Source organism: Exiguobacterium sp. SH0S2, assembly GCF_004337185.1.
Taxonomy (GTDB): domain Bacteria; phylum Bacillota; class Bacilli; order Exiguobacteriales; family Exiguobacteriaceae; genus Exiguobacterium; species Exiguobacterium aurantiacum_A.
Genome location: NZ_SJVB01000001.1, coordinates 670,344 through 693,442, shown reverse-complemented (window position 1 = coordinate 693,442; position 23,099 = coordinate 670,344). Strand labels below are relative to the sequence as shown.

At 54.0% G+C, this 23,099-nt stretch carries 21 protein-coding genes; 15 read left to right on the top strand and 6 right to left on the bottom strand.

The genetic code is table 11. The annotated features are described in order from the left end of the window. Window positions 1–21: 21 nt before the first annotated feature. From EVJ21_RS03560 to EVJ21_RS03545, 4 genes are all read right to left on the bottom strand, one after another. Entirely contained in the window at window positions 22–798 is a 777-nt protein-coding gene (locus EVJ21_RS03560) for an NUDIX domain-containing protein (RefSeq protein ID WP_070327686.1), read from the bottom strand. Between the two features lie 125 nt (window positions 799–923). After that, the gene (locus EVJ21_RS03555; protein ID WP_071399444.1) at window positions 924–1,505 is read right to left on the bottom strand and encodes a DedA family protein; all 582 of its coding nucleotides are present in this window, start codon (window positions 1,503–1,505) and stop codon (window positions 924–926) included. A gap of 106 nt (window positions 1,506–1,611) precedes the next feature. Then, window positions 1,612–2,151 (bottom strand): transcription repressor NadR, encoded by a 540-nt coding sequence (locus EVJ21_RS03550; protein ID WP_131465469.1) that lies wholly within the window; start codon window positions 2,149–2,151, stop codon window positions 1,612–1,614. Beyond that, entirely contained in the window at window positions 2,129–3,259 is a 1,131-nt protein-coding gene (locus tag EVJ21_RS03545) for a cysteine desulfurase family protein (RefSeq protein ID WP_236633411.1), read from the bottom strand. Before EVJ21_RS03545 ends, EVJ21_RS03550 begins: the two co-directional genes overlap by 23 nt. Before the next feature lie 95 nt (window positions 3,260–3,354). Here EVJ21_RS03545 and EVJ21_RS03540 point away from each other — a divergent pair, with 95 nt between their 5' ends. The 8 genes from EVJ21_RS03540 (at window position 3,355) to yajC (ending at window position 10,897) form a co-directional block, all read left to right on the top strand. Further along, entirely contained in the window at window positions 3,355–4,788 is a 1,434-nt protein-coding gene (locus EVJ21_RS03540; RefSeq protein WP_236633410.1) for an L-aspartate oxidase, read from the top strand. Continuing rightward, window positions 4,742–5,611, top strand: a complete 870-nt coding sequence (nadC, locus tag EVJ21_RS03535; protein ID WP_131465465.1) for a carboxylating nicotinate-nucleotide diphosphorylase — start codon at window positions 4,742–4,744, stop codon at window positions 5,609–5,611. The genes EVJ21_RS03540 and nadC overlap by 47 nt, the downstream gene beginning before the upstream one ends. Further along, window positions 5,574–6,653 (top strand): quinolinate synthase NadA, encoded by a 1,080-nt coding sequence (gene nadA / locus EVJ21_RS03530; RefSeq protein ID WP_131465463.1) that lies wholly within the window; start codon window positions 5,574–5,576, stop codon window positions 6,651–6,653. The genes nadC and nadA overlap by 38 nt, the downstream gene beginning before the upstream one ends. An 84-nt stretch (window positions 6,654–6,737) precedes the next feature. Next, window positions 6,738–7,325 (top strand): Holliday junction branch migration protein RuvA, encoded by a 588-nt coding sequence (ruvA, locus tag EVJ21_RS03525; RefSeq protein WP_070327680.1) that lies wholly within the window; start codon window positions 6,738–6,740, stop codon window positions 7,323–7,325. A gap of 10 nt (window positions 7,326–7,335) precedes the next feature. Then, the gene (ruvB, locus tag EVJ21_RS03520) at window positions 7,336–8,331 is read left to right on the top strand and encodes a Holliday junction branch migration DNA helicase RuvB (protein WP_071399448.1); all 996 of its coding nucleotides are present in this window, start codon (window positions 7,336–7,338) and stop codon (window positions 8,329–8,331) included. An 18-nt stretch (window positions 8,332–8,349) separates the two neighbouring features. After that, window positions 8,350–9,393 carry a tRNA preQ1(34) S-adenosylmethionine ribosyltransferase-isomerase QueA gene (queA, locus tag EVJ21_RS03515; RefSeq protein WP_083274023.1) on the top strand — a complete coding sequence of 348 codons (1,044 nt, stop codon included), beginning with the start codon at window positions 8,350–8,352 and terminating at the stop codon, window positions 9,391–9,393. Further along, window positions 9,390–10,535: a tRNA guanosine(34) transglycosylase Tgt gene (gene tgt, locus EVJ21_RS03510; protein WP_070327677.1), complete on the top strand. Its 1,146-nt coding sequence runs from the start codon at window positions 9,390–9,392 to the stop codon at window positions 10,533–10,535. The genes queA and tgt overlap by 4 nt, the downstream gene beginning before the upstream one ends. Before the next feature lie 83 nt (window positions 10,536–10,618). Next, window positions 10,619–10,897, top strand: coding sequence for a preprotein translocase subunit YajC (yajC, locus tag EVJ21_RS03505; protein WP_070327676.1), 279 nt, complete (start codon window positions 10,619–10,621; stop codon window positions 10,895–10,897). Window positions 10,898–10,923: 26 nt separating this feature from the next. On the opposite strand, the gene EVJ21_RS03500 is transcribed toward yajC, so the two are convergent. Further along, entirely contained in the window at window positions 10,924–12,078 is a 1,155-nt protein-coding gene (locus EVJ21_RS03500; RefSeq protein ID WP_131489893.1) for an FAD-dependent oxidoreductase, read from the bottom strand. Between the two features lie 176 nt (window positions 12,079–12,254). On the opposite strand from EVJ21_RS03500, the gene EVJ21_RS03495 reads away from it, so the two are divergent. Beyond that, a complete protein-coding gene (locus EVJ21_RS03495; RefSeq protein WP_131489892.1) occupies window positions 12,255–14,054 on the top strand; it encodes a methyl-accepting chemotaxis protein in 1,800 nt (599 codons plus the stop codon). A 14-nt stretch (window positions 14,055–14,068) separates the two neighbouring features. After that, window positions 14,069–14,365: a hypothetical protein gene (locus tag EVJ21_RS03490; protein WP_131489891.1), complete on the top strand. Its 297-nt coding sequence runs from the start codon at window positions 14,069–14,071 to the stop codon at window positions 14,363–14,365. Between the two features lie 124 nt (window positions 14,366–14,489). Here the strand turns inward: EVJ21_RS03490 and zupT are convergent, their stop codons facing one another. Beyond that, the gene (gene zupT / locus EVJ21_RS03485; RefSeq protein ID WP_131457361.1) at window positions 14,490–15,350 is read right to left on the bottom strand and encodes a zinc transporter ZupT; all 861 of its coding nucleotides are present in this window, start codon (window positions 15,348–15,350) and stop codon (window positions 14,490–14,492) included. A gap of 218 nt (window positions 15,351–15,568) precedes the next feature. Here zupT and secD point away from each other — a divergent pair, with 218 nt between their 5' ends. The 5 genes from secD (at window position 15,569) to EVJ21_RS03460 (ending at window position 23,086) form a co-directional block, all read left to right on the top strand. Continuing rightward, window positions 15,569–16,870: a protein translocase subunit SecD gene (gene secD, locus EVJ21_RS03480; protein ID WP_131465457.1), complete on the top strand. Its 1,302-nt coding sequence runs from the start codon at window positions 15,569–15,571 to the stop codon at window positions 16,868–16,870. After that, window positions 16,860–17,789: a protein translocase subunit SecF gene (gene secF / locus EVJ21_RS03475; protein WP_131465455.1), complete on the top strand. Its 930-nt coding sequence runs from the start codon at window positions 16,860–16,862 to the stop codon at window positions 17,787–17,789. The genes secD and secF overlap by 11 nt, the downstream gene beginning before the upstream one ends. A 102-nt stretch (window positions 17,790–17,891) precedes the next feature. Further along, window positions 17,892–20,189, top strand: a complete 2,298-nt coding sequence (gene recJ, locus EVJ21_RS03470) for a single-stranded-DNA-specific exonuclease RecJ (protein ID WP_131489890.1) — start codon at window positions 17,892–17,894, stop codon at window positions 20,187–20,189. Window position 20,190: 1 nt separating this feature from the next. Beyond that, window positions 20,191–20,709: an adenine phosphoribosyltransferase gene (locus EVJ21_RS03465; protein ID WP_016508814.1), complete on the top strand. Its 519-nt coding sequence runs from the start codon at window positions 20,191–20,193 to the stop codon at window positions 20,707–20,709. A 187-nt stretch (window positions 20,710–20,896) separates the two neighbouring features. Further along, window positions 20,897–23,086, top strand: a complete 2,190-nt coding sequence (locus tag EVJ21_RS03460) for a RelA/SpoT family protein (protein WP_070327670.1) — start codon at window positions 20,897–20,899, stop codon at window positions 23,084–23,086. Window positions 23,087–23,099: the final 13 nt, after the last annotated feature.

The following is a 23,099-nucleotide window of genomic DNA, read 5'->3' as shown; positions in this document are numbered from 1 at the left end:
ACGTGGCGATCTCCTTTTTGTTTAGACGGTATGGTGGCGCTCGACGCGCTCGAGCAACTCGTAAGGACGAACCTTATAGATTGCGTGCGGGATGTACGTCGGGTCGATCGCATCAATGAGACGCATCTGGAAGTGGTCACGTTTGATGTAGTCCGACACGTTCGACGCATCGATCGGGAAGAAGCCGACCTCGTGTGTCTCGCCTGCTTGCGGACGAAGGTCGCCCGAGACGTAACGCCCATGGAACGAGACGCAGAGGACGCGTGACGACACGTTTTGATAGATCCCGATGATGCCGTCGATCTCGATGTCGGCCCCGGTCTCTTCTTTCACTTCACGATGGATCGCATCGATGATCGATTCGTGTTCTTCGACCTGTCCGCCCGGCATCTCGTACGTGTCGCTCCGGTGCGTGTTTTTGACGAGCAGCACCTCGCCGTCATCGTTCGTGATGTAGGCGGTCACGGAGACGATCGTGCGCGGCGGGGTGTAGTGCCCGGTCGGCATCATGAACTCTTCGCTCGACTTGATGTACAAGTCTTTCCCGAGACGGGCCCGCTTCTTCATCGCCTCGCGACGGAGTGCGCTCGAGCGGTAATCGCGTTCGACTTGTTCATAGTGCTCACGGTCGCGGTATTCCCAAAGTGCCATGACCTCGGTTTGGTCCTCGGTCACCCAACGGCCGACGAGCCGTGCGCCGTGCGATACCTGAATCGGATACAGGTATGTATGGAAAAACTCAGTGAATTCTTGCAAGCGTTCGGGACGGATCGTATACGTTTTTCGACGATGGAACATGAAAATTCCTCCTTTGACGGTTGCTGTCTCTGTGCTTTAGAAATAGATTGATTTCCTCACTATGACGTATTCGCCATACGTATCAGTTTACCCTCTATTTAAAAAAAGTCAGCCCGAACTTTTGTTCAGGCTGACTTTTTCATGAAGTTCGGATGTGAGCGGATATAGCGGGCGACAAAGAAGATGCCGATGCCGAGCCCGATATAAGGAAACAGGCCGTGTGTGTATTCGCCGATATATCGCCAATTACTGCCGAGCATCATGCCGACTTTGACGAAGACGAACGACCAGACCGCGAAGACGATCGTTGTCATCGTCAGGAATTTACGGAACGACAACCGCATCACGCCGGCGCTGATGGCGAACAATTGACGCCAAATCACGCTGAGGCAGACGATCCACGCCCCGTACTTCTCAAACCACGACTCGGCTTGAAGCTGTTTCTCCTGCTTGATCCGAAACGAGCGATACAATCGCAGGGCGACCGGTCGTCCGCCGTAGCGGCCAATCCCATACAATGCGACCTGGGTCACGACGAAAGCCGACCAAGCGAGCAAAAAGATGAACAGGAATGACGCGTCAAGGGAACCGACGAGATAACCGCCGTATGCGAGGACGAGCTCGTTTGGGATGACTTGGATGAAGATGCCGAGCGGGATACTGAAGACGCCGCATCCGGCCAAGAGTTGCTCGAGGAAGTGCCACATGACAGATCACTCCTTTCAATACGTAGTAGGGAATTTGTTCCATCCATCAGTATAACGGACAAACTAGGAAAGCAAAAGAAAAGATGTCACAAAGGCGTGACATCTTTTAGTCGAGTTCGGAAACGAGCACGCCGAGGCGCTCAAGTTCAGAGACGGCGGCATCGATCGCTTCCGCACTGTCGGCTTCGAGCGTGTGAATGTGCAGCCCACCCGTCAAATGGGACAGTGGGGCAGCCTGGTTGGCCTCGACGCGTTCGAGGAAGGCCCGGACGTCGCGCCGGCTCTTCACCATCAACTGACCAGTCAGCGACCCGTAGACGGGGTGATCGATGATGACGTCACGAATCGTGACACCTTCGTCGACGATGGCGTTCATCTCGGCTTCCATGTCCTCGGCTTCGTGCCGACAGACGATTTTTCGTGTGTAGGCGGACGGTGATGCCTCGCCGGGTAGATAGACATAGCCGCGGGCGGTCGCGACGATTTGGTGGCCTTTCGCCTTCAAGAGCGACAAGTCTTGGACGATGACTTGGCGGCTGACCGCGACGCGGCGGGCGAGCTCGGAACCGGTGATCGGTTCCGTACTCGCTTCAATCAATTCCAATAAAGTGCGCCGGCGTTCTTCACCGGCTAAACGTTTGTTCATGGTGTTCAACTCTCCTTGCTAAAGTGACGATGGCATCGGCGAGTGCCGCCGTGGCTTCGGCGGTTGTCTGTTCGCCGAAGGAAATTCGGACGAGCCCGTGGCAGGCGCTCGTCTCATAGCCGAGTGATTCGAGCATGCGGTTCGGTCCGTTTTGACCGGCCCGGCAAGCCGAGCCGGCCGACACTTGGAAGCCGAGTGCGTCGAGTTCGGTCATCCACCATTGGCCGTCTCGTTTGTCCGAGACGAATGAGAGGATGGCCGGACTTTGGTCGTCGAACTCGAGCCAGTCAACATGTGACGATGTCTTCTCTTTCAAGATAGCACGAAACGCTAAGAAATTTCTTTCGTGACGTGTCCGATTCTCGTGCCGATTGGTGAACGCCTTGACGAACGCAGAGATGCCGGGCACGTCAATCGTCCCAGGACGGATGCCGTACTGATGGTGACCCGGGTAGTAGGGTGGAGGCAATAGACGTTCCATATAGAGACCGCCGACTCCTTTCGGCCCGCCGACTTTATGGGCGCTGAACGAGTAAGCGTCGATCCCGTCGACCGAGACCGGTATTTTTCCGAGCGCTTGTACTCCGTCGATATGGAGCAGTACTTTCTTATATTTAAGTTTACAGAGGATGTTATGGAGCGGCAAAATCCAGCCGGTGTCCGAGTTGACGTGCTGAAACGTGACGAGTCCGATATCACGATCGAGCAAGTGGAGGAACTTGTCGTGGTCGAACTGGCCGTCTTTCAGCTTGAGGCGATGGACGATCACACCTTCAGCTTCCCACTCGTCGAGGAGGAGCGAGACCGAGTCGTGCTCTTGCCAGGACGTGATGACCTCGCTGCCTTTCATGCGTTTGCGCAGACTCGTCAGCGCGATGTAATTGCTTTCCGAGCCGCTCCCGGTAAACAACAGCTTCCCTCTCAGCATATCGAGACCGAGCGCCTGCTTGACGAGCCGGCGCGCCTCTGTCAAATAGTCCTCGGCTATGAACCCATGCGTATGAAGCGACGAGGGATTGCCGGGGACGCCTTTGGCCATGGCGACGTAATGGTCAAGGGCGGCTTGGGTCATCGGGTGTGTCGCCGCGTAGTCAAAGTAACCGTTCATCGAAGTATCCCCTTTTCTCATGTTGTCTTCTTCACAAAATTATGCGAAACTAGTTTACAAGTCAACATTACATATGAAATACAGGTGATATACAGATGTCTTTACAGTTAATACAAGTCGATGTTTTGATTATCGGGGCGGGGTTGGCCGGGGTCACGGTGGCACTCCATTTGCCGGAGACGTACCGCATCCTCCTCGTCTCAAAACGTGACGTGACCTCCTCGAACTCTGACCTCGCCCAAGGCGGGATCGCGAGTTCATATTTGGAGCCGTCGAGTCTCGATCACGCACACGATACGCTCGTCGCTTCCAAGATGACGGCGCAAGCGGACCGGGTCGTCACGCTCGTCGAGGACGGCCGTGGTGTCGTTTCAGAGATGGAGCGGTTCGGTGTCGTGTTCGACCGGGACGAGTCCGGGTATAAGATCGGCCGAGAAGGTGCCCACGGGAAACATCGGATCTACCACGTCGGTGGTGACGAGACGGGACGTCATGTGATGACCGCGTTACGAGAACGGCTCCCGCAAAACGTTGAAGTGATGGAACACGTCTTGATCGACGGACTGACAAAAACGGGCGGCCGAGTCGTCGGTGCGACCGGTTTCCAAGGTGACGAACGAATCCATATTCAAGCGGGCGCGGTCGTCTTGGCGACAGGTGGCATCGGCGGGCTCGTCGATTGGACGTCGAACTGTCGGGCCGTGACGGGGGATGGACTTGTCTTGGCGAGCGCTGCCGGTGCCGAACTTTCCAACTTGACCGAGATCCAGTTTCATCCGACACTGCTAGCGGTCGAGACGCCGCACCTCGTGACCGAGGCGCTGCGAGGTGCGGGCGCGGAACTCGTCGATGAGGACGGGTGTCACGTGATGCGGCACCATCCGCTAGGCAGTCTGGCGCCCCGTGATGAAGTGGCGGCCGTGCTCACGCGTCACTGCGGCCCGGTGTATCTCGATACGAGTCGCGTCAAAGACATTGCGGCCCGGTTCCCGAAATTGTGGGCGACGTGTCAGGCCGAACGGATCGACGTCGCTCGCATCCCGGTCCGGCCGGGTCTGCATTTTCATATGGGCGGGGTGCGAGTCGATGAAACCGGGTCGACGGGTGTGGCCGGGCTTTACGCGGTCGGTGAAGTCGCCGACACGGGTGTTCACGGGATGAACCGGTTGGCTTCTAATTCACTACTTGAATGCTGGGTGTTCGGAAAACGGGTCGCCGCATCGGTGCGACTTGAAGAAGGGCCGTTCACGGTGACTGAAGTGACCGCTTATGAGTTATCGAAGGAGGCGTTTCAAGCGTATCGTCGGCGATTAGGCAACTGGCTGACAATCTCGCCTGAGTTTGGAGAAATGAGAAGTTTCTTAGAAAATACCCAACAACTGGCACGGACGAAACACGTGACAAGACAATTGGCAGAACGAACATTACAACTTGAGGCGGGCCGGATTTTAGCACGCGCCTTTATGAGAACGGAGGAGTTCCATGAACAGAACGTTACTGCGCGAACAGCTCACACAATTTCTAAATGAGGATATCGGATTTGGAGACGCCTCGAGCGCGCTCATCGACCCGATCGACGTGGCGACAGCCGTCGTCACCGCCAAGGCGGACGGGGTCTTCTCCGGTGTTGACGTCGTGATGGAACTCGCGGCGATGCAACGGCTCGTCGTCGAACAGTGCCGTGACGATGGGACGGATTTGAAAAAAGGGGACGTCATGTTCGCTTTGCGCGGCAAGACGCGGACGATCCTCGAGACGGAACGGATACTGCTCAACCTTGTGCAACATATGTGCGGCATCGCCACGCTGACAAGGCGCTGTGTCGAGGCGCTCGCCGACCCATCGATCCGGGTCACCGACACACGGAAGACGACGCCGGGACTGCGGATGCTTGAAAAATACGCCGTCCGATGTGGTGGGGGATACAACCATCGGCTGCGTCTCGACGACGCCGTCATGATCAAAGACAACCATATTGCGGCACTCGGGGGCATCACGCGGGCCATCGAAACGGCGAGAACTCAAAACGGGCATACGACACCGATCGAAGTCGAGGTCGAGACGATCGAGCAGTTGCGTGAGGCGATCGCGGCAAGTCCTGACATCATCATGCTCGATAACCGGTCACCGGAAGAGTTGAAGGCGTGGGTTGCGCTCGTGCCGTCCCACATCACGACGGAAGCGTCGGGTGGGATCACTGTCGACACAATCGCCGCCTACCGCGGTACGGGCGTCGACGTCATCTCGGTCGGACAGTTGACGAATTCGGTGACGGCTCTCGATTGCAGCTTAAATCTTAAAGGAGGGGTCAAATATGCAGTTACTCGGAACGATGCCAGCACAATACGCTAATATGACGATCGAACAGATGGAAGCGCGGATCGAAGCCATTAAAGCACGGCTCGGCAGCCGGCTGTTTCTACCGGCACATCACTATCAAAAGGATGAGGTCGTCCAGTTCGCGGACGCGACCGGAGATTCGCTCCAGCTCGCACGACTCGCCGAACAAATGAATGGGGCCGAGTTTATTGTCTTTTGCGGCGTCCATTTCATGGCCGAGACGGCCGACATGCTGACACGCGACGACCAACTCGTCATCTTGCCGGACATGCGGGCCGGTTGTTCGATGGCGGATATGGCCGATATCGACCAGACCGAGATTGCTTGGGAGGAATTGACCGACTTGTTCGGTGACGACATCATCCCGATCACGTATGTCAATTCGACGGCAGCCATCAAGGCGTTCGTCGGAAAGAACGGCGGTGCGACCGTCACGTCGTCAAACGCACACGACATCGTCCGTTGGGCACTCGAGACTGGCGAACGGATTATGTTCTTGCCAGATCAACACCTAGGGCGCAACACGGCGTTTGATCTCGGTGTGCCGCTGGCGGCGATGGCCGTCTGGGACCCGCTTCGTGAGCGTCTCGACTACAAGGGCGACATCGAAGACGTACGGGTCATCCTCTGGAAAGGGCATTGTTCGGTCCACGAGAAGTTCAATGTCGCCCAAATCGAGGCGTTGCGGAAGCATGACCCGGAACGACGCATCATCGTCCATCCCGAGTGTACGTTTGACGTCGTGCAGGCGGCGGACGAGGCCGGGTCGACATCCTACATCATCGACCAGATCGAGGCGAGCGCTCCGGGGACGAAGTGGGCCGTCGGGACGGAGATGAACTTGGTCAATCGACTAGCAATGACGCATCCCGAGCAAGACATCGTCTCCCTCAACCCGTACATGTGTCCGTGTCTGACGATGAACCGCATCGATTTGCCGCATCTGTTGTGGGCGCTCGAGTCGCTCGAGACGGATCCGGTCAACATCATTCGTGTCGATGAGGAAACGACGAAATGGGCAACGCTCGCCCTCGAGCGGATGTTAGCGAGATAACGGACAGGCGATCGCCTGTCCTTTTTTCACGGCGTTTTCTATGGTACAATGAATGCAGTTTTCCTATGAAGAGGAGATAACAAAGTGATTGAATTCGTAAAAGGATCCGTCGCCTACGTGTGTGCGGAATATATAACGTTGGATGTTTCGGGCGTCGGCTACAAAGTACATGTGCCTAACCCGTTTTTTTATCGTGAACAAGACGAACATGTAATCGTGTTTACGCACCATTACGTCAGAGAAGATCAACAGACGCTGTACGGTTTCCGGTCACGCCGGGAGCGCGAACTGTTCAATAAACTGCTCGGCGTCAACGGCATCGGACCGAAAGGCGCGCTCGCCATCGTCGCCTCGGGCGACATGGACGCGTTGATTGACGCGATCGAGACCGAGAACGAGAAGTACTTGATGAAGTTCCCGGGCGTCGGCAAGAAGACGGCCAAACAAATGGCGCTCGATTTAAAAGGGAAGTTGTCAGAGCTCGCACCGGACTATGTGCCGAACACAGGCCTGTTCGCACAAGGCTCGTCAGAACTTGACGAAGCGTGTGAAGCGCTCGCCGCCCTCGGTTATTCGGAACGTGAAATCACACGTGTCCGCAAAGAACTGAATTCAGAAATATTGACGACAGACGCTTACATAAAGCGCGCCCTGCAATTGTTGTTGAAATAAGGAGGAACCTATGGACGAACGATTGTTGTCACAATCCCACCAACAGTATGAAGACTCTGAAGAGTGGAGCCTGCGTCCGCAACGGTTCGAGCAGTATATCGGACAAGAGAAGGCGAAAGGGAACTTATCCGTCTTTATCCAAGCGGCAAAAATGCGAAGCGAGACGCTAGACCACGTCCTCCTTTACGGGCCACCTGGTCTAGGGAAGACGACGCTCGCGCAAATTATCGCCAACGAGATGGGTGTCGGCATCAAGACGACAGCCGGTCCCGCCATCGAACGCCCAGGTGACTTAGCAGCGATCCTGTCGACGCTCGAGCCGGGGGACGTCCTGTTTATTGACGAGATCCATCGGCTCAGCCGGACGATTGAAGAGATCCTGTATCCGGCGATGGAAGACTACTGCCTTGATATCGTCTACGGACAAGGCGAGATGGCGCGCAGCGTCCGCATCGACTTGCCACCGTTCACGCTCGTCGGCGCGACGACACGGGCCGGCATGTTGTCGGCCCCGCTCCGTGACCGTTTCGGGGTGACGCTCAAGCTCGAGTATTACGAAGCGCACGAACTCGCGGCCATCGTCAGCAGGACGGCCCAGCTGTTCCGTCTGTCGATCTCACCGGAAGCGAGCGGCGCGATCGCCAAACGCGCACGCGGGACGCCACGGATCGCCAACCGGCTGTTGCGTCGTGTCCGTGACTTCGCACAAGTGGAAGGGACGAAAGAAATCGACCCAGCCATGGCATCGAGTGCGCTCGATCGCCTGCACGTCGACGCCCTCGGGCTCGACGAGGTCGACCATCGGCTCTTGCGGGCCATGGTCGAACGGTTCGGCGGCGGTCCGGTCGGGCTCGAGACGCTCGCCGCGACAATCGGTGAAGACGCCCAGACGATCGAGGACGTCTACGAACCATACTTGTTACAACAAGGCTTCCTCCAGCGGACACCGCGAGGACGCATGATCACACAATACGCTAAGACGCATTTTGGATACGAAGAGGAGTAAATGATGCAAGATATTCAATTGAACGTAAACGACTATGATTTTGACTTGCCAGAAGAACTGATCGCCCAAGTCCCGCTCCTTGATCGGACGAGCTCACGTTTGCTCGTCCTCGACCGGGACACAGGTGACATCGAGCACCGCCACTTCCGTGACGTGCTCGACTATTTACAAGCAGGCGACGCGCTCGTCGTCAACGATTCACGTGTCTTGCCGGCCCGTCTGTTCGGGGCGAAGCAAGAGACGGGCGGCAAAGTCGAGCTGCTGCTCTTGAAGCAGACCGAAGATGACGTCTGGGAAGCGCTCGTCAAACCGGCGAAGAAAGTCCGCGTCGGCGCCATCGTCGAATTCGGGAACGGATTGCTCCGGGCCGAATGCGTCGAAGAGCTCCCGGAAGGCGGACGCCGCTTCAAGTTCGAGTATGACGGGATCTTCTATGAGATTTTAGACGAGCTCGGCACGATGCCGCTCCCGCCTTACATCCGCGAACAGCTTGACGATCAAGACCGCTACCAGACCGTCTACGCCCGCGAACGCGGCAGTGCGGCCGCACCGACGGCAGGTCTTCATTTCACAGAAGAATTGCTCGAGGCTGCCCAGGCGAAAGGGGTCAACTTGATCCCGCTCACACTTCACGTCGGGCTCGGGACGTTCCGCCCGGTCACGGCCGATACGATCGAAGAGCATACGATGCATAGCGAGTACTTTGAACTGTCCGAGCAATCGGCACGGGCGCTCCGTGACGTCCGCGCGAGCGGAGGCCGCGTCTTCGCGGTCGGAACGACGTCGACACGGACGCTCGAGACGATCATGCGCGATCACGGGGATTTCGTCGAGTCATCGGGCTGGACGGACATCTTTATTTACCCTGGCGTCGAGTTGAAGGCGATCGATGGACTGATCACGAACTTCCATCTGCCGAAGTCAACGCTCGTCATGCTCGTCTCGGCGTTCGCGTCACGCGACATCATCTTACACGCCTACCGAACCGCGGTGGAAAACGAATACCGCTTCTTCAGCTTTGGAGACGCGATGCTCATTACGAGGAAGGAAGAAAACAAATGACCAAACATGCAGTCACATACGAACACATCCACACGTGTAAACAATCAGGAGCGCGGCACGGGATCGTCCATACGCCGCACGGCTCGTTCGAGACGCCTGTCTTCATGCCGGTCGGCACGCAGGCGAGCGTCAAGACGATGGCACCTGAACAAGTGAAAGCGATGGGTGCGAACATCATCTTATCGAACACGTACCACCTATGGATTCGTCCCGGACACGAGGTCGTCAAGCAAGCGGGCGGACTTCACAAGTTCATGAACTGGGACGGCGCGATCTTGACGGACTCAGGCGGCTTCCAAGTGTTCTCACTCGCTGACCTGCGTAACATTCAAGAAGAAGGCGTCCATTTCCGTAACCATTTGAACGGGGACAAGTTGTTCTTGTCACCAGAGAAGGCGATGGAAATCCAAAACGCGCTCGGTGCGGACATCATGATGGCGTTCGATGAGTGCCCGCCGTTCCCGGCGACGCATGAATACATGAAGAAGTCGGTCGAGCGGACAAGCCGTTGGGCCGAACGTTGCCTCGCGGCGCACGAACGTCCGGAGGACCAGGCGCTGTTCGGCATCATCCAAGGTGGTGAGTACGAAGACCTTCGCCGTCAAAGCGCCGAAGACCTCGTCTCACTCGATTTCCCGGGTTATGCGGTCGGCGGTTTGTCGGTCGGCGAACCGAAAGACGTCATGTATCGGGCGCTCGAGTTCACGACACCGTTCATGCCGGAAGATAAGCCGCGCTACTTGATGGGCGTCGGATCACCGGATGCGTTGATCGAAGGTTCGATTCGCGGGATCGACATGTTCGACTGCGTCTTGCCGACACGGATCGCCCGTAACGGCACGCTCATGACGTCTAAAGGTCGCGTGACGATCAAACACGCCAAACATAAGACGGACTTTGGCCCGATCGATGAGAAGTGCGATTGCTATACGTGTAAGAACTATTCACGGGCATACGTGCACCATTTGATCCGTGCCGATGAGATGTTCGGTCTCCACCTTTGCTCGACGCATAACCTTCATTTCCTCGTGAATTTGATGGAACAAGTCCGTCAAGCGATCCGCGAAGACCGTCTCCTCGATTTCAAAGAAGAGTACTTCGAAGAATATGGATATAACAAACCGAACGCCAAGAATTTCTAATTCTTCTAACAGCGATTATGTGACAACGAATCGGTTTCACGGTATAATGAACCTGATATTGAAGGAAAGGGTGAATTCTACAAATGGAAACTCTCGTAGCACTATTACCGATGATCCTTATTTTCGTCGTGTTCTACTTCTTGTTGATCCGTCCACAGACGAAGCGACAAAAGCAAGTACAAACGATGCAAAATGCGCTTGAGCGTGGCGATCATGTCGTGACGATTGGCGGCCTTCACGGTGTCGTCCATCAGATCGAAGACACAGAAGTCACATTGAAATGCGACCAAGCACTTCTCAAGTTCAATCGCAGTGCGATTGCTGAAGTGACGAAAAAAGGAAACTCTTCATTCGCTGAGTAAGCAAATGACGCCTGACCAGTATATGGTCAGGCGTTTTTTCGTGCGGGTAATAGGCGAGGAATGATACGACGAGCCCCTTCTTGACCGCCGTAGATGGCACGAGCGAACGGGCCGACGATCAAGTCGGCGTAAGCGCCAGTCATGTAGAAGTTGTCCGTCCAAGCGAGTGAGGCGTCGAGTACCGGTGTGCCGCATGGGGTGAGCGGTAAGTCGAGCTGCTCCATGAGCGGCCGTAAAAACGTCTCTTTCGGATGGAGCGGGCGGATCCCCGTGCAGCAGACGATCTCGTCAGACGGCAACGCAATCCCGTCGACGAATAACTGGTCACCGTCACGGACCGCTTCTCCAATGATGTGTCGAATTTTACCAAGTTGCACGAGCCGCTTCACTTTCAAGACGAGGTCGTTCGGGGACGTCCCAGGCTTTCGTTCTTGCTTGACGAAGTCACGTTTCTCGATCCAATTTTCTTCCAACTGATGAAAAGCGCGTAACCCCTTTGGACCCATGAAACTGCGGTCGGCGTCGAACTGGCTCACCTCGAGCGTTCGCTTCGTGACGAGCGTGACGTCATGGCCTTTACTATGACGCGATACCGTATAATGTAACGCCGTGATCCCGCCGCCGACGACGGTAACGTTCGATTGTTCCTGCTGATCGTTAGCTGAAAAGACGTGTCGGCATGTCGGGATGTCCGCAAAGCCCGGTAGATGCATCGAGCTCGATTGACCGGTCGAAACGATGACCGTCTCGGCGGTAATCCGTCGAGTCGATGTCGTCACTTCGTAGACGTTGCCGGACCGTTTAATCGAGGACACGGGTTGATTGCCTAAAAAACGAGAACGAAGATTAAAGTCCGCAATCACTTGATCACAGTGATCGTTGAACAACGCTAAAGACGGCCGGCCGAATGTATCCTTGAAATGATGAGAGCCATAGTCGTTCGCCGCCGCGAACTGTTTCAACGCGTATGGATTAGACGATATATGATGGACGCGCGTCGAGCGCAAATGTGACATTTCAATATGAGCGGTTTGGGACTTCCAGTTCTTGAGTAGTTGATCGTGAGCGTCAATTAGCAGAAGCTCTTCTAACGCACCGCCTTGTTCTAAATAAGATACAGCGAGGGTCATACCGTGAACGCCGGCGCCGATGATTAATACCCGTGTTGACAGATCAGTCATGCTTCCACCTCTTAAATAGTAATAATTACGATTTGTATCATAGGGCAAGTGTCTGCTTTTTGTCAAACTTCATCAATCCGTCGAATCATCGACCTCATTTCCAAAAATCAAATTGATTAGTGAAAACGTTTGCATTAATGTCAAGTTGAGAAGAAATTGGAAATGAGGAAACGGACATGGACGTTAAACGATTATTACAACCGATTAAAAAATGGCAAGGTTGGGCTCGCGTCAAACGACTGAAAGGCCGTTCGTCGATCAAACGAACGAAAGGCCGTTCATCGATGCGACGGAAGATGGCGATCGCGCTCGTGCCGACAATCATTGCCTTGCTCCTCGTCGGTGCGCTCGGTTCTTATCAATTAAAAAATGCCACTGCCGAATACGATCGGGTGTTGAACGAAGGTCTCCGTGACATGTTGATCGCCGAAGATTTGGCGTTGACCGTCACGGATGCCGAGCGCTACTTGAATTATTATTTACTCGTCTCGAACCCGAAGACGCTGATCAGTTTAGAAGCGTCGCAACAAAAGCGCGACGAATTGATGGATGCACTTAAAAAGTCTTCATCTGACGACAAAGTGCTCAGCTGGCTCGGGGATCTAGAGAAGTTCAATCAACTGCTCGATACCGAGATGGCACGTGCCATCGAGCTGCGCCAACAACAAGATGAGATCGGATACAAGACGGTACTCAACACGAGCGTGACCCCGACGACCGATCGGGTCCGGATGACGGTCACCGATCTCGTCGCCCATCAAGCGGAGATGCTAGACGATGAGACGGCGGCGGTACAAGCGAACGCCGGCACCTCGATCGTCTGGATGATCATCATCAGTATCATCGGTGTCGCCATCGGGCTGTTGTCGCTCTATGCGCTCCAGAAACTGTTCTTAACACCGATCAACCGTCTCGTCCGTGAAGCACGAGTCGTCGCGGAAGGGGACTTGACCGGGGAGGACATCGCCGTCGAATCGAATGATGAGCTCGGTGATCTCGTGACGGCCTTTAACGAGATGAAACACAACCTCGTCGGGTTGATCCGCCAGGTCGGCGCGGCCTCGGATAAAGTGACGGCGTATTCGGAAGAGCTATACGCGAGCACGGACCACGTCGCGACGACGACCCAAGGCGTGGCTGGACTGTTCGAAGACATGAATATCGCGGCCCAAGTGTCGGCCAAGCGCGCCGAGGAAGGGACGTCTGGCGTCAATCAGGCCGTCACCGGCTTGAATCAAATCGCTGCCGCCTCACAAGGTGTGAATGAACAGACGATTCATACACTTGAGGCTGCGAGCGGCGGACTTGAGACGATTCAGTTGGCCGAGAGTCAGATGCAAGAGATTCAACGGGCCAACGACCTGACCCAACAGATGGTCGAACGTCTTTCGAACCAATCGCTTGAGATTGAAAAGATCACCCGGTCGATCACGGCCATCACCGAACAGACGAACTTGCTCGCTTTGAACGCCGCCATCGAGGCAGCGCGGGCCGGCGAGCACGGGAAAGGGTTCGCGGTCGTCGCCGCCGAAGTCCGTAAACTCGCCGAGGAGTCGAAACAATCGGCCAAGAAGATTCAAGCGGTCGTCGTCGATATCCAACGCGACACGAAACAAGTCGAGGCGGCGTTTGACGTGACGAGCGGTCACGTGACGAACGGCGTCGCCCAAATGGGTGAAGTCGCCGGGGCGTTCCGTGAAATCGTGTCGGTCATTCAAGAGACGTCGCGTCAGATGAGCGAAATTGCCGCGGCGACAGAGGAAGTCAGTGCGAATACGACCGAAGTCGCAGTCTCGGTCGAGGACATGTCGACGAACGCGGTCTCGACGCAACGCAGTGTCGAAGAAGCGGGGGCGAACGTGGAAGAACAGCTCGCCGCGATTCAAGAAATCAATGGCATCGCCGAGACGATGAGCCATATGTCGGTCGAGTTGAAAGATCTCGTCCACTTGTTCAAGACTTCTACACCGCATTGAAAAGGGGTTTAAGTGTGGACAATACGAGCGATTTAATCGGGATATTATTAGACAAGACAGCAAATGATGCAGAAAGAGACGATGCTGCTATCGATTTGGGTTTTATTTCAAACAACGAAGCAGTAGAGATTGCATTGTTGACCGTCGCAAATGATGAAGGCACGGATGAGATGATTCGAGCAAGTTGTGGAGAATCTTTAGCACAAATTTGGATTGAAAATAATGTATTAAACCTTAAAAACATTTCATTGCTGACAGGAATCGCTTTTTTTGAAGCGCTAGAAATTTTTAAGAAGAAAAATTCTGAATGATGAGTAGAGAACAAAATCATCTTAAGTGAACTACTATCTATGAAATGAAAAGAGGTCATTGAGACGGATAATCCGTTTCAACGACCTCTTTATTGATAGGTGCATAGATTGACACATGTCTTCTTTACATTAAAAGGACGAGGCTCGCTGCCATGACCATCATTCCGGCGACCATGCCGTAAATCGAGTGATGGGCCCGGCCGTATTCACGGGCGGCCGGTAACAGTTCGTCGAGCGAGATGAATACCATGATTCCGCCGACGGCTGCGAACAACAAACCGAAGATCGTATCGTTTAGGAATGGCATCAAAATCAAGAAGCCGACGATGGCACCGACCGGTTCCGCTAGACCTGACAGGAACGAGAGTTTTAACGCTTTCTTCCGTGAGCCGGTCGCGTAGTAAATCGGCACCGACACGGCAATCCCTTCCGGAATATTGTGCAAGGCGATGGCAATCGCGATGGCGATACCGACGGCCGGATCATCGAGCGCGGAGATGAATGTGGCCAGTCCTTCAGGGAAGTTATGAATCGTGATGGCGAGCGCCATGAACAGACCCATTTTGTGAAGCCGTTGCTTCGTCTCCTGATTTAGCGGAGCGGGCTCATCCTTAGTTGCGGTCGTGGCCAGTTCTTGAGACGATGGGTCGTTTTGCATCGTCTCGACGAACTTGACTTCATGCGGGTTTTCAGGGGAAGGGATCAACTTATCGATTAACGCGATCAGGAGCATCCCTCCAAAAAATGCGAGCACGGTATAAATTGTGCCGGCCTTTTCCCCGTGGGCACCGACGAGTTCGACAAGCGCTTTCGGGAAGATTTCAATGAACGAGACGTAAATCATGACCCCAGCCGAGAAGCCGAGCGAGATTGACAGAAAGGCTGTGTTCGTCCGCTTCGCGAAGAAGGCAATCATGCTTCCGATCCCGGTCGCGAGCCCAGCGAATAGTGTCAACAAAAAGGCGAAAATAATTGTACTATCCATTGTAGAGGACTCCTTTGCAAACGTAATATATTTCCGATAATCATAGCATAACGCAAGTTTTGCCCTAATGCAACTTTTAGTCGTTCGGGCAAAAAAGCCAGAAAATCTCGAGGTTGATGTTACAATTTTAGGAAAACGATTGATAAATGTTTAGAATATTTGTAATGTTAACGGGAGAAGTTTTATATAGAACACGTATCTAGAAAGGAAATAGCCGTATGTACAAAAAAGGGAATATCGCGATTTTTGCGGTCATCATGATCGCAACGATCTTGCTCGCCGTGTTCACGACGCCATGGGTCGTCAAGAACACGAACCTTGGACTCGACTTAAAAGGCGGGTTTGAAGTGCTGTACGAAGTCCAGCCACTCGAAGATGGTGATGTCATCGACCAATCGGCGATGAATGCAACCGTTCGCGCTATCAACAACCGTGTCAACGTCTTGGGTGTCTCTGAACCGGATATCCGGATTGAAGACGAGAATCGCATCCGCGTCCAACTCGCGGGCGTATCGAACCAGAACGATGCGCGGGAAGTGCTGTCATCGACGGCCCAGCTCACGTTCCGTGACATCGATGATAACGTCCTCCTTGATGGGAAAGACCTCGCACCGCGAGGCGCTGCTATCAGTTATGACCAACAAGGGAACCCGGTCGTCGAGTTGACGCTTCAGTCAGCCGATCAGTTCGGCGAAGTGACGTCGCAAATCGCAGAGCGTCCGGCCCCAGAAAACCGTCTCGTCATCTGGTTAGACTTTGAAGAAGGCGATTCATATGAAGAAGAGATTCAAAAGGAAAACTCGAAAATCGTCTCAGATGCTTCGGTCAACGGACCAATTCTATCTGACAAAGCGATCATTTCGGGCGGCGATATCGATGCTGAAAGCGGACAACGCTTAGCCGACATTTTGAACGCCGGTGCGCTTCCAGTCAAGCTTGAGGAGATTTACTCGACGTCAGTATCAGCCCAGTTCGGACAAGACGCGCTCGATAAGACCGTCTTCGCTTCGCTCATCGGGATTGCAGCTGTCTTCTTGTTCATGTTGTTCTTCTATCGTTTACCTGGACTCGTCTCGATCATCACGCTCGTCTTGTATATCAATTTGATCATGTTGTTCTTCAATGGTATCAACGCCGTCTTGACGCTGCCAGGGATTGCCGCTCTCGTCCTCGGGGTCGGGATGGCAGTTGACGCGAACATCATCACGGCCGAGCGGATTAAAGACGAGCTTCGTTCAGGCAAGTCGGTACTGTCGGCGTTCCGCGCCGGTAACCGCCGTTCGCTCAGTACGATCATCGATGCCAACTTGACGACGCTCATCTCAGCCGCTGTGTTGTTCTACTTCGGGACAAGCTCGGTTCGAGGGTTCGCCATCATGCTCATGATCTCAATTGCGATGACGTTCATCTCGAACGTCTTCATCTCACGTTATTTGATGCACCTCCTCGTCGCTAGTCGCTTGTTCGACAAACGTAAAGGTTGGTTTGGTGTGAAGGAGAGTGAAATCCGTGAACTTTAAGCTCACTGAATTAAACTATGTGAAACATATGCGCACGCTGTTCATCATCTCGTGTGCCGTCGTTATCATCGGTCTCGGTATTTTATTCTTCCGAGGGTTAAACCTTGGAATCGACTTCGCGTCAGGGACGCGTGTCGAAGTGCAGACGGAGACACAAGTGTCACAACAAGAACTTGAAGCCGCCTTTACAGAAGCAGGCGTCAACGAGTCGATTTCTTCGATTCAATACGCCGATGGCGGGTCGCTCGCGAACGTGACGTTCGTCGGTCAGCTCGGCCAGGATGAAGTCGCTTCAGTTAAGACTGTATTCACGGAAACGTTTGGAAGTGATCCGAATATTAGTACCGTATCAGCCGAAGTCGGTCGCGACATCGCCCGTAACGCCGTCTATGCGGTTGCCCTTGCGTCGCTCGGGATCATTCTCTACATCACGTTCCGGTTCCAATTCTCGTATGCGGTCGCGACCGTCGTCGCGATGTTGCACGATGCGTTCTTCATGATCGTCGCATTCTCGATTTTTGGGATCGAAGTCAACTTGTACTTCGTCGCCGCGATCTTGACGATCATCGGGTACTCGGTCAACGATACGATCGTCACGTTCGACCGGGTGCGCGAGAATATTCAAGCGTATGAAAAAGAGCGGAAGATCAAGTCGATGGACGTCTACCGCGACATCGTCAACACGTCGATTCAAGAGACGATCGTCCGTTCGGTCAACACGGTCATCACCGTACTCGTGACGGCGCTCGCTTTGTACATCTTCGGAGCCGAGTCGATTCGCGGCTTCGCGGTCGCGCTTCTCATCGGACTTGTCATGGGGATGTATTCATCGATCTTCATCGCGTCATACCTCTGGCTCATGCTCAAAAAATTAACAATCAATAAAAAGAAACAAGCCACACCCGCCCCTGAGGCGTGATGACAAGGTCTTCCGATTCGTTCGGAGGACCTTTTTCATATGTCAAGACGGCAAAACACGTCCCCGTTCTGATATAATCAACAGTTGATTGGAGTGAAGGATATGTATCATGCAAAGAAACGGTGGGTGTATCCGGAGACGGATGCGGCCGCGATCGAACAACTACAGACAGAACTAAATATATCAGAACAACTCGCGACGTTGCTCACGCAACGGGGCCATCGAGAGCCTGACGCAGCGAAGGCGTTCCTCCAGATCGAGGACGAACTCGAGTTCCACGACCCGAACTTGTTCGAGCAGATGCCGAAAGTCGTCGAACGCTTGAAGCGAGCGGCTGACGAAGGCGAGATGGTGCTCATCTACGGAGATTACGACGTCGATGGGGTCAGTGCCTCGGCCGTCATGTGGCATGCGTTGACTGAGATCGGGGTCATGGCCGAGTGCTATATCCCGAACCGGTTCACGGAAGGCTACGGGCCGAACAAAGAAGCGTTCAGTTGGGCGGCAAGTGAAGGGTTCACGCTCGTCATCACGGTCGACTGCGGGATCTCGGGGATCGAAGAAGCGGCGCTGTTGAAAGAACTGAACGTCGACTTGATCATCACCGACCACCACGAGCCGAAAGCGACGCTACCTGACGCGTTTGCGATCATTCATCCACACATCGATCCGTCGTATCCATACGACAAGCTCGCCGGAGCCGGAGTCGCCCTTAAAGTGGCACACGCCGTGCTCGGGCGGATGCCTGACGAGCTGCTCGACTTGGCTGTCCTCGGGACGATCGCCGATCTCGTCCCGCTCGACGGAGAAAACCGTCTGCTCGCGAAGCTGGGTCTCAAGGCGCTCGATGAATCGAAGCGGCCCGGGATTTTAGCGCTGCGCGAAGTGTGTGCCTTGACGGACAGCATGCTCAACGAAGAGTCGGTCGGGTTCGCGTTCGGTCCCCGCATCAATGCGGCCGGACGACTTGACTCGGCGATGCCAGCCCTCCAGATGCTGCTCGCCGAAAGTGTCGAAGAAGCACTCGTCTTAGCGAATCAACTCGATAATCAAAACAAAGAGCGTCAAGACATCGTCAAGACGATCGCAAAAGAAGCGACTGAACTCGTCGAAGCATCGATGACAGACGACCGTGTCCTCGTCGTCGCGAGCGAACGTTGGAATCCGGGTGTCGTCGGAATCGTCGCCTCACGTCTCGTCGAGGCGTACTATCGACCGGTCATCCTGCTCTGCCACGATCCGAAGACGGGGAAAGCAAAGGGTTCGGGCCGCTCAATCGATGGTTTTGACTTATTTAAAGAGCTTTCTAAAAACGAAGATATTCTCCCGCACTTCGGGGGACACCCGGCAGCGGCCGGGATGACGCTCATGTCAGAGAATGTGGCGGAGCTGAGACGACGCTTGAACGAGCAAGCGGAATCGATTCCGGACGAGACGTTCGTCGCCCGCGTGAACGTTGATTTGAAGCTCGACGTCAGCGACGTATCGCTCGACTTGATTGCGGAGATTGGCAAGCTCGCCCCGTTTGGGATGGGCAACCCGTCACCTCGGGTCGTCGTCGCGGACGCGAAACTGCGCGATATTCGTCAAATCGGGCGCGACAACACGCACCTTAAAGTCCAACTTGCTGGAGACAAGCGCGAACTCGACGGCATCGGCTTCGGGTTCGGTCACGTCGTCTCGGAAATCTCGAAGATGGCACTCGTTTCGGTCATGGGGAGTCTCCAAGTGAACGAATGGAACGGGATGCGCAAGCCGCAACTCATGATTCAAGACATCCGTGTCGATGGGTTCCAAGTGTTCGATTATCGAGGCAAGAAAAACTCGATTGATGAATTGAGACAGCTTCCGAGTGACGCGACATCGTACGTGTCGTTCAGAGGCGAGTCGAACGAGTTTTCACTCCACGATTTTAAAACGCCGGTCAAACGGTTCGTCGTCTTGCTCGATTTACCGGACGACGAGACGGCGCTGTCCGACCTGCTCAACGAAGACGTCGAGCGCGTCTATTGCGCGTTCGGCCAAGCGGGAAATTCGTTTTTCGAGAAATTGCCGAGCCGGGAAGATTTCCGAACGTATTACGTCCATATGGCCACGTGCGAACGGAAACACCTGCGTGAAAACTTGATTCGTTTGTCAATCGAACGAAAATGGACAAAAAATACGATTCAATTTATGCATCAAGTATTCTCTGAACTCGAATTTCTTGTTACAATGGAAGACGGACTGCCTGGAGTGAATCCAGAAGCACCGAAACGTGATTTGACCGAAGCGCCTTGTTACAAACGTCGCGTCGGACGAGAACAACTCGAAGAACGTTTCGTCTATGCGTCGTTGGCAGAGCTGAAAGAGCGGTTACAATCATTGCGATCGAACAAGATGCAGGAGGCTTACACATAAAATGGATTTCAAACAGCATATTAAAGAAGTAGCGGATTACCCGAAAGAAGGGATCAGCTTTAAAGACATCACGTCGCTTATGCAAGACGGACCTGCCTATAAGAAAGCGGTCGACGAATTGATCGTCTACGCGCAGGAACGTGGCGCTGAACTCATCGCCGGACCAGAAGCACGCGGGTTCGTCGTCGGATGCCCGGCGGCTTACGCCCTCGAACTCGGCTTCGTCCCGGTACGTAAAGAAGGCAAGTTGCCGCGCGAGACGGTTCGCGTATCGTACGGTCTTGAATACGGCACGGACATTTTGACGATGCACAAAGATTCAATCAAGCCAGGTCAGCAAGTCGTCATCCTCGACGATTTACTGGCGACGGGTGGCACAATCGAAGCGACGATCAAAATGATCGAACAACTCGGTGGTGTCGTTGCTGGAATCGGGTTCTTGATCGAACTCGACGGCCTCGGTGGACGCGAACGTCTCGAAGGATACGACGTGTTCTCGCTCATCCGCTACGAAGACTGAGGAAACGGGAAGCTCATGCTTCCCGTTTTTTGAATAGTTTTTGAGGAAAACAACCTACAACCTTTGACAGTTCGTCAGATTTTTTTGATAATGGTAATAAAAAATAGAACAACTTGTACGCAAACTACTACCATGCTGCGACGAATCCGAGACGTTGGGAGCGGTAAGAAAAAGGGTGTCGAATGTTATGACCAAAAAACAAATCGTAAGTATTGAGGATCTTCTCGACGCGCTCGGGAAGTATATGGATGAGCATGATGTTGCCGAAGTGAAACGCGCTTACGAATACGCAAAACTTCATCATACCGGTCAGTTCAGACGTTCAGGTGAACCCTACATCCTGCACCCGGTGCAAGTGGCCGGTATTCTCGTCGACATCGGCTTAGATGCGACGACGATTGTCGGTGCCTTGTTGCACGACGTTGTCGAGGACACGGATGTCACGCTCAAAGAACTAACTGACGAATTTGGGGTTGAAGTCGCCATGCTTGTCGATGGTGTGACGAAGCTTGGGAAGATCAAGTATAAGTCGAAGAAAGAAGAACTCGCGGAGAATCACCGTAAGATGATCATCGCGATGGCTGAAGACGTGCGCGTCATCTTGATCAAACTCGCCGACCGCTTGCACAACATGCGGACGTTGCAGCATATGCCGAAAGAGAAGCAAGTCCAAAAAGCCGAGGAGACGCTTGAAATCTTTGCGCCGCTCGCGCACCGGATGGGGATCTCGACGATCAAGTGGGAGCTCGAAGATATTTCGTTACGCTATATCAACCCGCAGCAATACTATAAGATCGTCTCGATGATGAAACAGAAACGGACAGAGCGTGAAGCGCTCGTCTCATCGGTCATCACCGAAGTGAACGCCGTGCTCGATGAAGTGAGTATCGAAGCCGATGTCAACGGTCGACCGAAACATATATACTCGATTTACAATAAGATCGTGAAGCATAATAAAGAGTTCAATGAAATTTACGACTTGATGGCGGTCCGGATCATCGTTGATTCGATCCGTGATTGCTACGCTGTCCTCGGGATCATTCATACGCAGTACAAGCCGATGCCGGGTCGTTTCAAGGACTATATCGCCATGCCGAAACCGAACATGTATCAATCGCTTCACACGACGGTGATCGGACCGAAGGGTGAGCCGCTCGAGGTGCAGATTCGGACGAAGGACATGCACTTCATCGCCGAGTTCGGGATTGCCGCGCACTGGGCTTATAAAGAAGGCAAAAATGTCGCGACGAACGGGTTCGATGAAAAGATTGCCCATCTTCGTGAAATTTTAGAGTTGCAAAAAGATACGACCGACGCCGAAGAGTTCATGGAGTCGCTCAAAGTCGACTTCTTCAGCGACATGTTGTACGTCTTCACGCCAAAAGGTGACGTGTTCGAGTTGCCGAAAGGCTCGGTCCCAATCGACTATGCGTACCGCATCCATACCGAGATCGGTCATCGGATGACCGGTGCGAAAGTGAACGGACGCATGGTGCCGCTCGACCATAAACTTGAGACGGGTGACATCATTGAGATCATCACGTCGAAACATAGTTATGGACCGAGCAAGGACTGGCTCAAACTCGCCGTCTCGAGTCAGGCGAAGAATAAGATCCGCCAATGGTTCAAGCGCCAACAACGTGAAGAGAACGTCGAGAAAGGCAAAGAACTCGTCGATGTCGAGATCAAGAAGCTCGGCTTCGAACCGAAAGAAGTCATCGATGACCAGTCGATCAGCATCGTCGTCGAGAAGTTCAACTTCGGGAACGAAGAAGAGATGTACGCCGCAGTCGGCTATCACGGTATCACCGCGGCCCAAGTCGCGCACAAGTTGACGGAGAAGCAACGGAAAGAGCCGAAACTCGAACTGTCTGACGCGATCAACGAACTAAAAGTCAGCCAGTCACCGAAGAAGAAGACGGCCGAGGCCGGCGTCTCGGTCAAAGGGATCGACAATATGCTCATCCGGATGAGCCGGTGCTGTAACCCGGTGCCGGGCGACGAAATCGTCGGATATATCACCCGCGGTCGCGGCGTCTCGATCCACCGGAAAGACTGCTTGAACATCATCAACGAGCAACACCCGGAACGCCTCTTGACCGTCGAGTGGGAAGCTGGCCAGGCGAAAGAGAAGAACTACAACGTCGATATCGAGATCACTGGTTATGACCGGTCGGGACTGTTGAACGACGTGCTCCAAGCCGTCTCAGCGACGAACACGAACATCATCGCCGTCAGCGGACGTGGGGACCAAAACAAACAAGCCCGCATCTCGATGACGATCTCGATTCCGAACGTGAACCATTTGCAAAAAGTCGTCGACCGGATCAAACAGATCTCGGACGTATACTCGGTCAGCCGAGTCATGATGACGTAACGAAAGGAAGATT

What these genes read in the sequence shown, in the direction of transcription:
- EVJ21_RS03560 (WP_070327686.1), bottom strand. Translation starts at nt 798, where the DNA reads ATGTTCCATCGTCGAAAAACGTATACGATCCGTCCCGAACGCTTGCAA.
- EVJ21_RS03555 (WP_071399444.1), bottom strand. Translation starts at nt 1,505, where the DNA reads ATGTGGCACTTCCTCGAGCAACTCTTGGCCGGATGCGGCGTCTTCAGT.
- EVJ21_RS03550 (WP_131465469.1), bottom strand. Translation starts at nt 2,151, where the DNA reads ATGAACAAACGTTTAGCCGGTGAAGAACGCCGGCGCACTTTATTGGAA.
- EVJ21_RS03545 (WP_236633411.1), bottom strand. Translation starts at nt 3,259, where the DNA reads ATGAACGGTTACTTTGACTACGCGGCGACACACCCGATGACCCAAGCC.
- EVJ21_RS03540 (WP_236633410.1), top strand. Translation starts at nt 3,355, where the DNA reads ATGTCTTTACAGTTAATACAAGTCGATGTTTTGATTATCGGGGCGGGG.
- nadC (WP_131465465.1), top strand. Translation starts at nt 4,742, where the DNA reads ATGAACAGAACGTTACTGCGCGAACAGCTCACACAATTTCTAAATGAG.
- nadA (WP_131465463.1), top strand. Translation starts at nt 5,574, where the DNA reads ATGCAGTTACTCGGAACGATGCCAGCACAATACGCTAATATGACGATC.
- ruvB (WP_071399448.1), top strand. Translation starts at nt 7,336, where the DNA reads ATGGACGAACGATTGTTGTCACAATCCCACCAACAGTATGAAGACTCT.
- tgt (WP_070327677.1), top strand. Translation starts at nt 9,390, where the DNA reads ATGACCAAACATGCAGTCACATACGAACACATCCACACGTGTAAACAA.
- yajC (WP_070327676.1), top strand. Translation starts at nt 10,619, where the DNA reads ATGGAAACTCTCGTAGCACTATTACCGATGATCCTTATTTTCGTCGTG.
- EVJ21_RS03500 (WP_131489893.1), bottom strand. Translation starts at nt 12,078, where the DNA reads ATGACTGATCTGTCAACACGGGTATTAATCATCGGCGCCGGCGTTCAC.
- EVJ21_RS03495 (WP_131489892.1), top strand. Translation starts at nt 12,255, where the DNA reads ATGGACGTTAAACGATTATTACAACCGATTAAAAAATGGCAAGGTTGG.
- zupT (WP_131457361.1), bottom strand. Translation starts at nt 15,350, where the DNA reads ATGGATAGTACAATTATTTTCGCCTTTTTGTTGACACTATTCGCTGGG.
- secD (WP_131465457.1), top strand. Translation starts at nt 15,569, where the DNA reads ATGTACAAAAAAGGGAATATCGCGATTTTTGCGGTCATCATGATCGCA.
- recJ (WP_131489890.1), top strand. Translation starts at nt 17,892, where the DNA reads ATGTATCATGCAAAGAAACGGTGGGTGTATCCGGAGACGGATGCGGCC.
- EVJ21_RS03465 (WP_016508814.1), top strand. Translation starts at nt 20,191, where the DNA reads ATGGATTTCAAACAGCATATTAAAGAAGTAGCGGATTACCCGAAAGAA.
- EVJ21_RS03460 (WP_070327670.1), top strand. Translation starts at nt 20,897, where the DNA reads ATGACCAAAAAACAAATCGTAAGTATTGAGGATCTTCTCGACGCGCTC.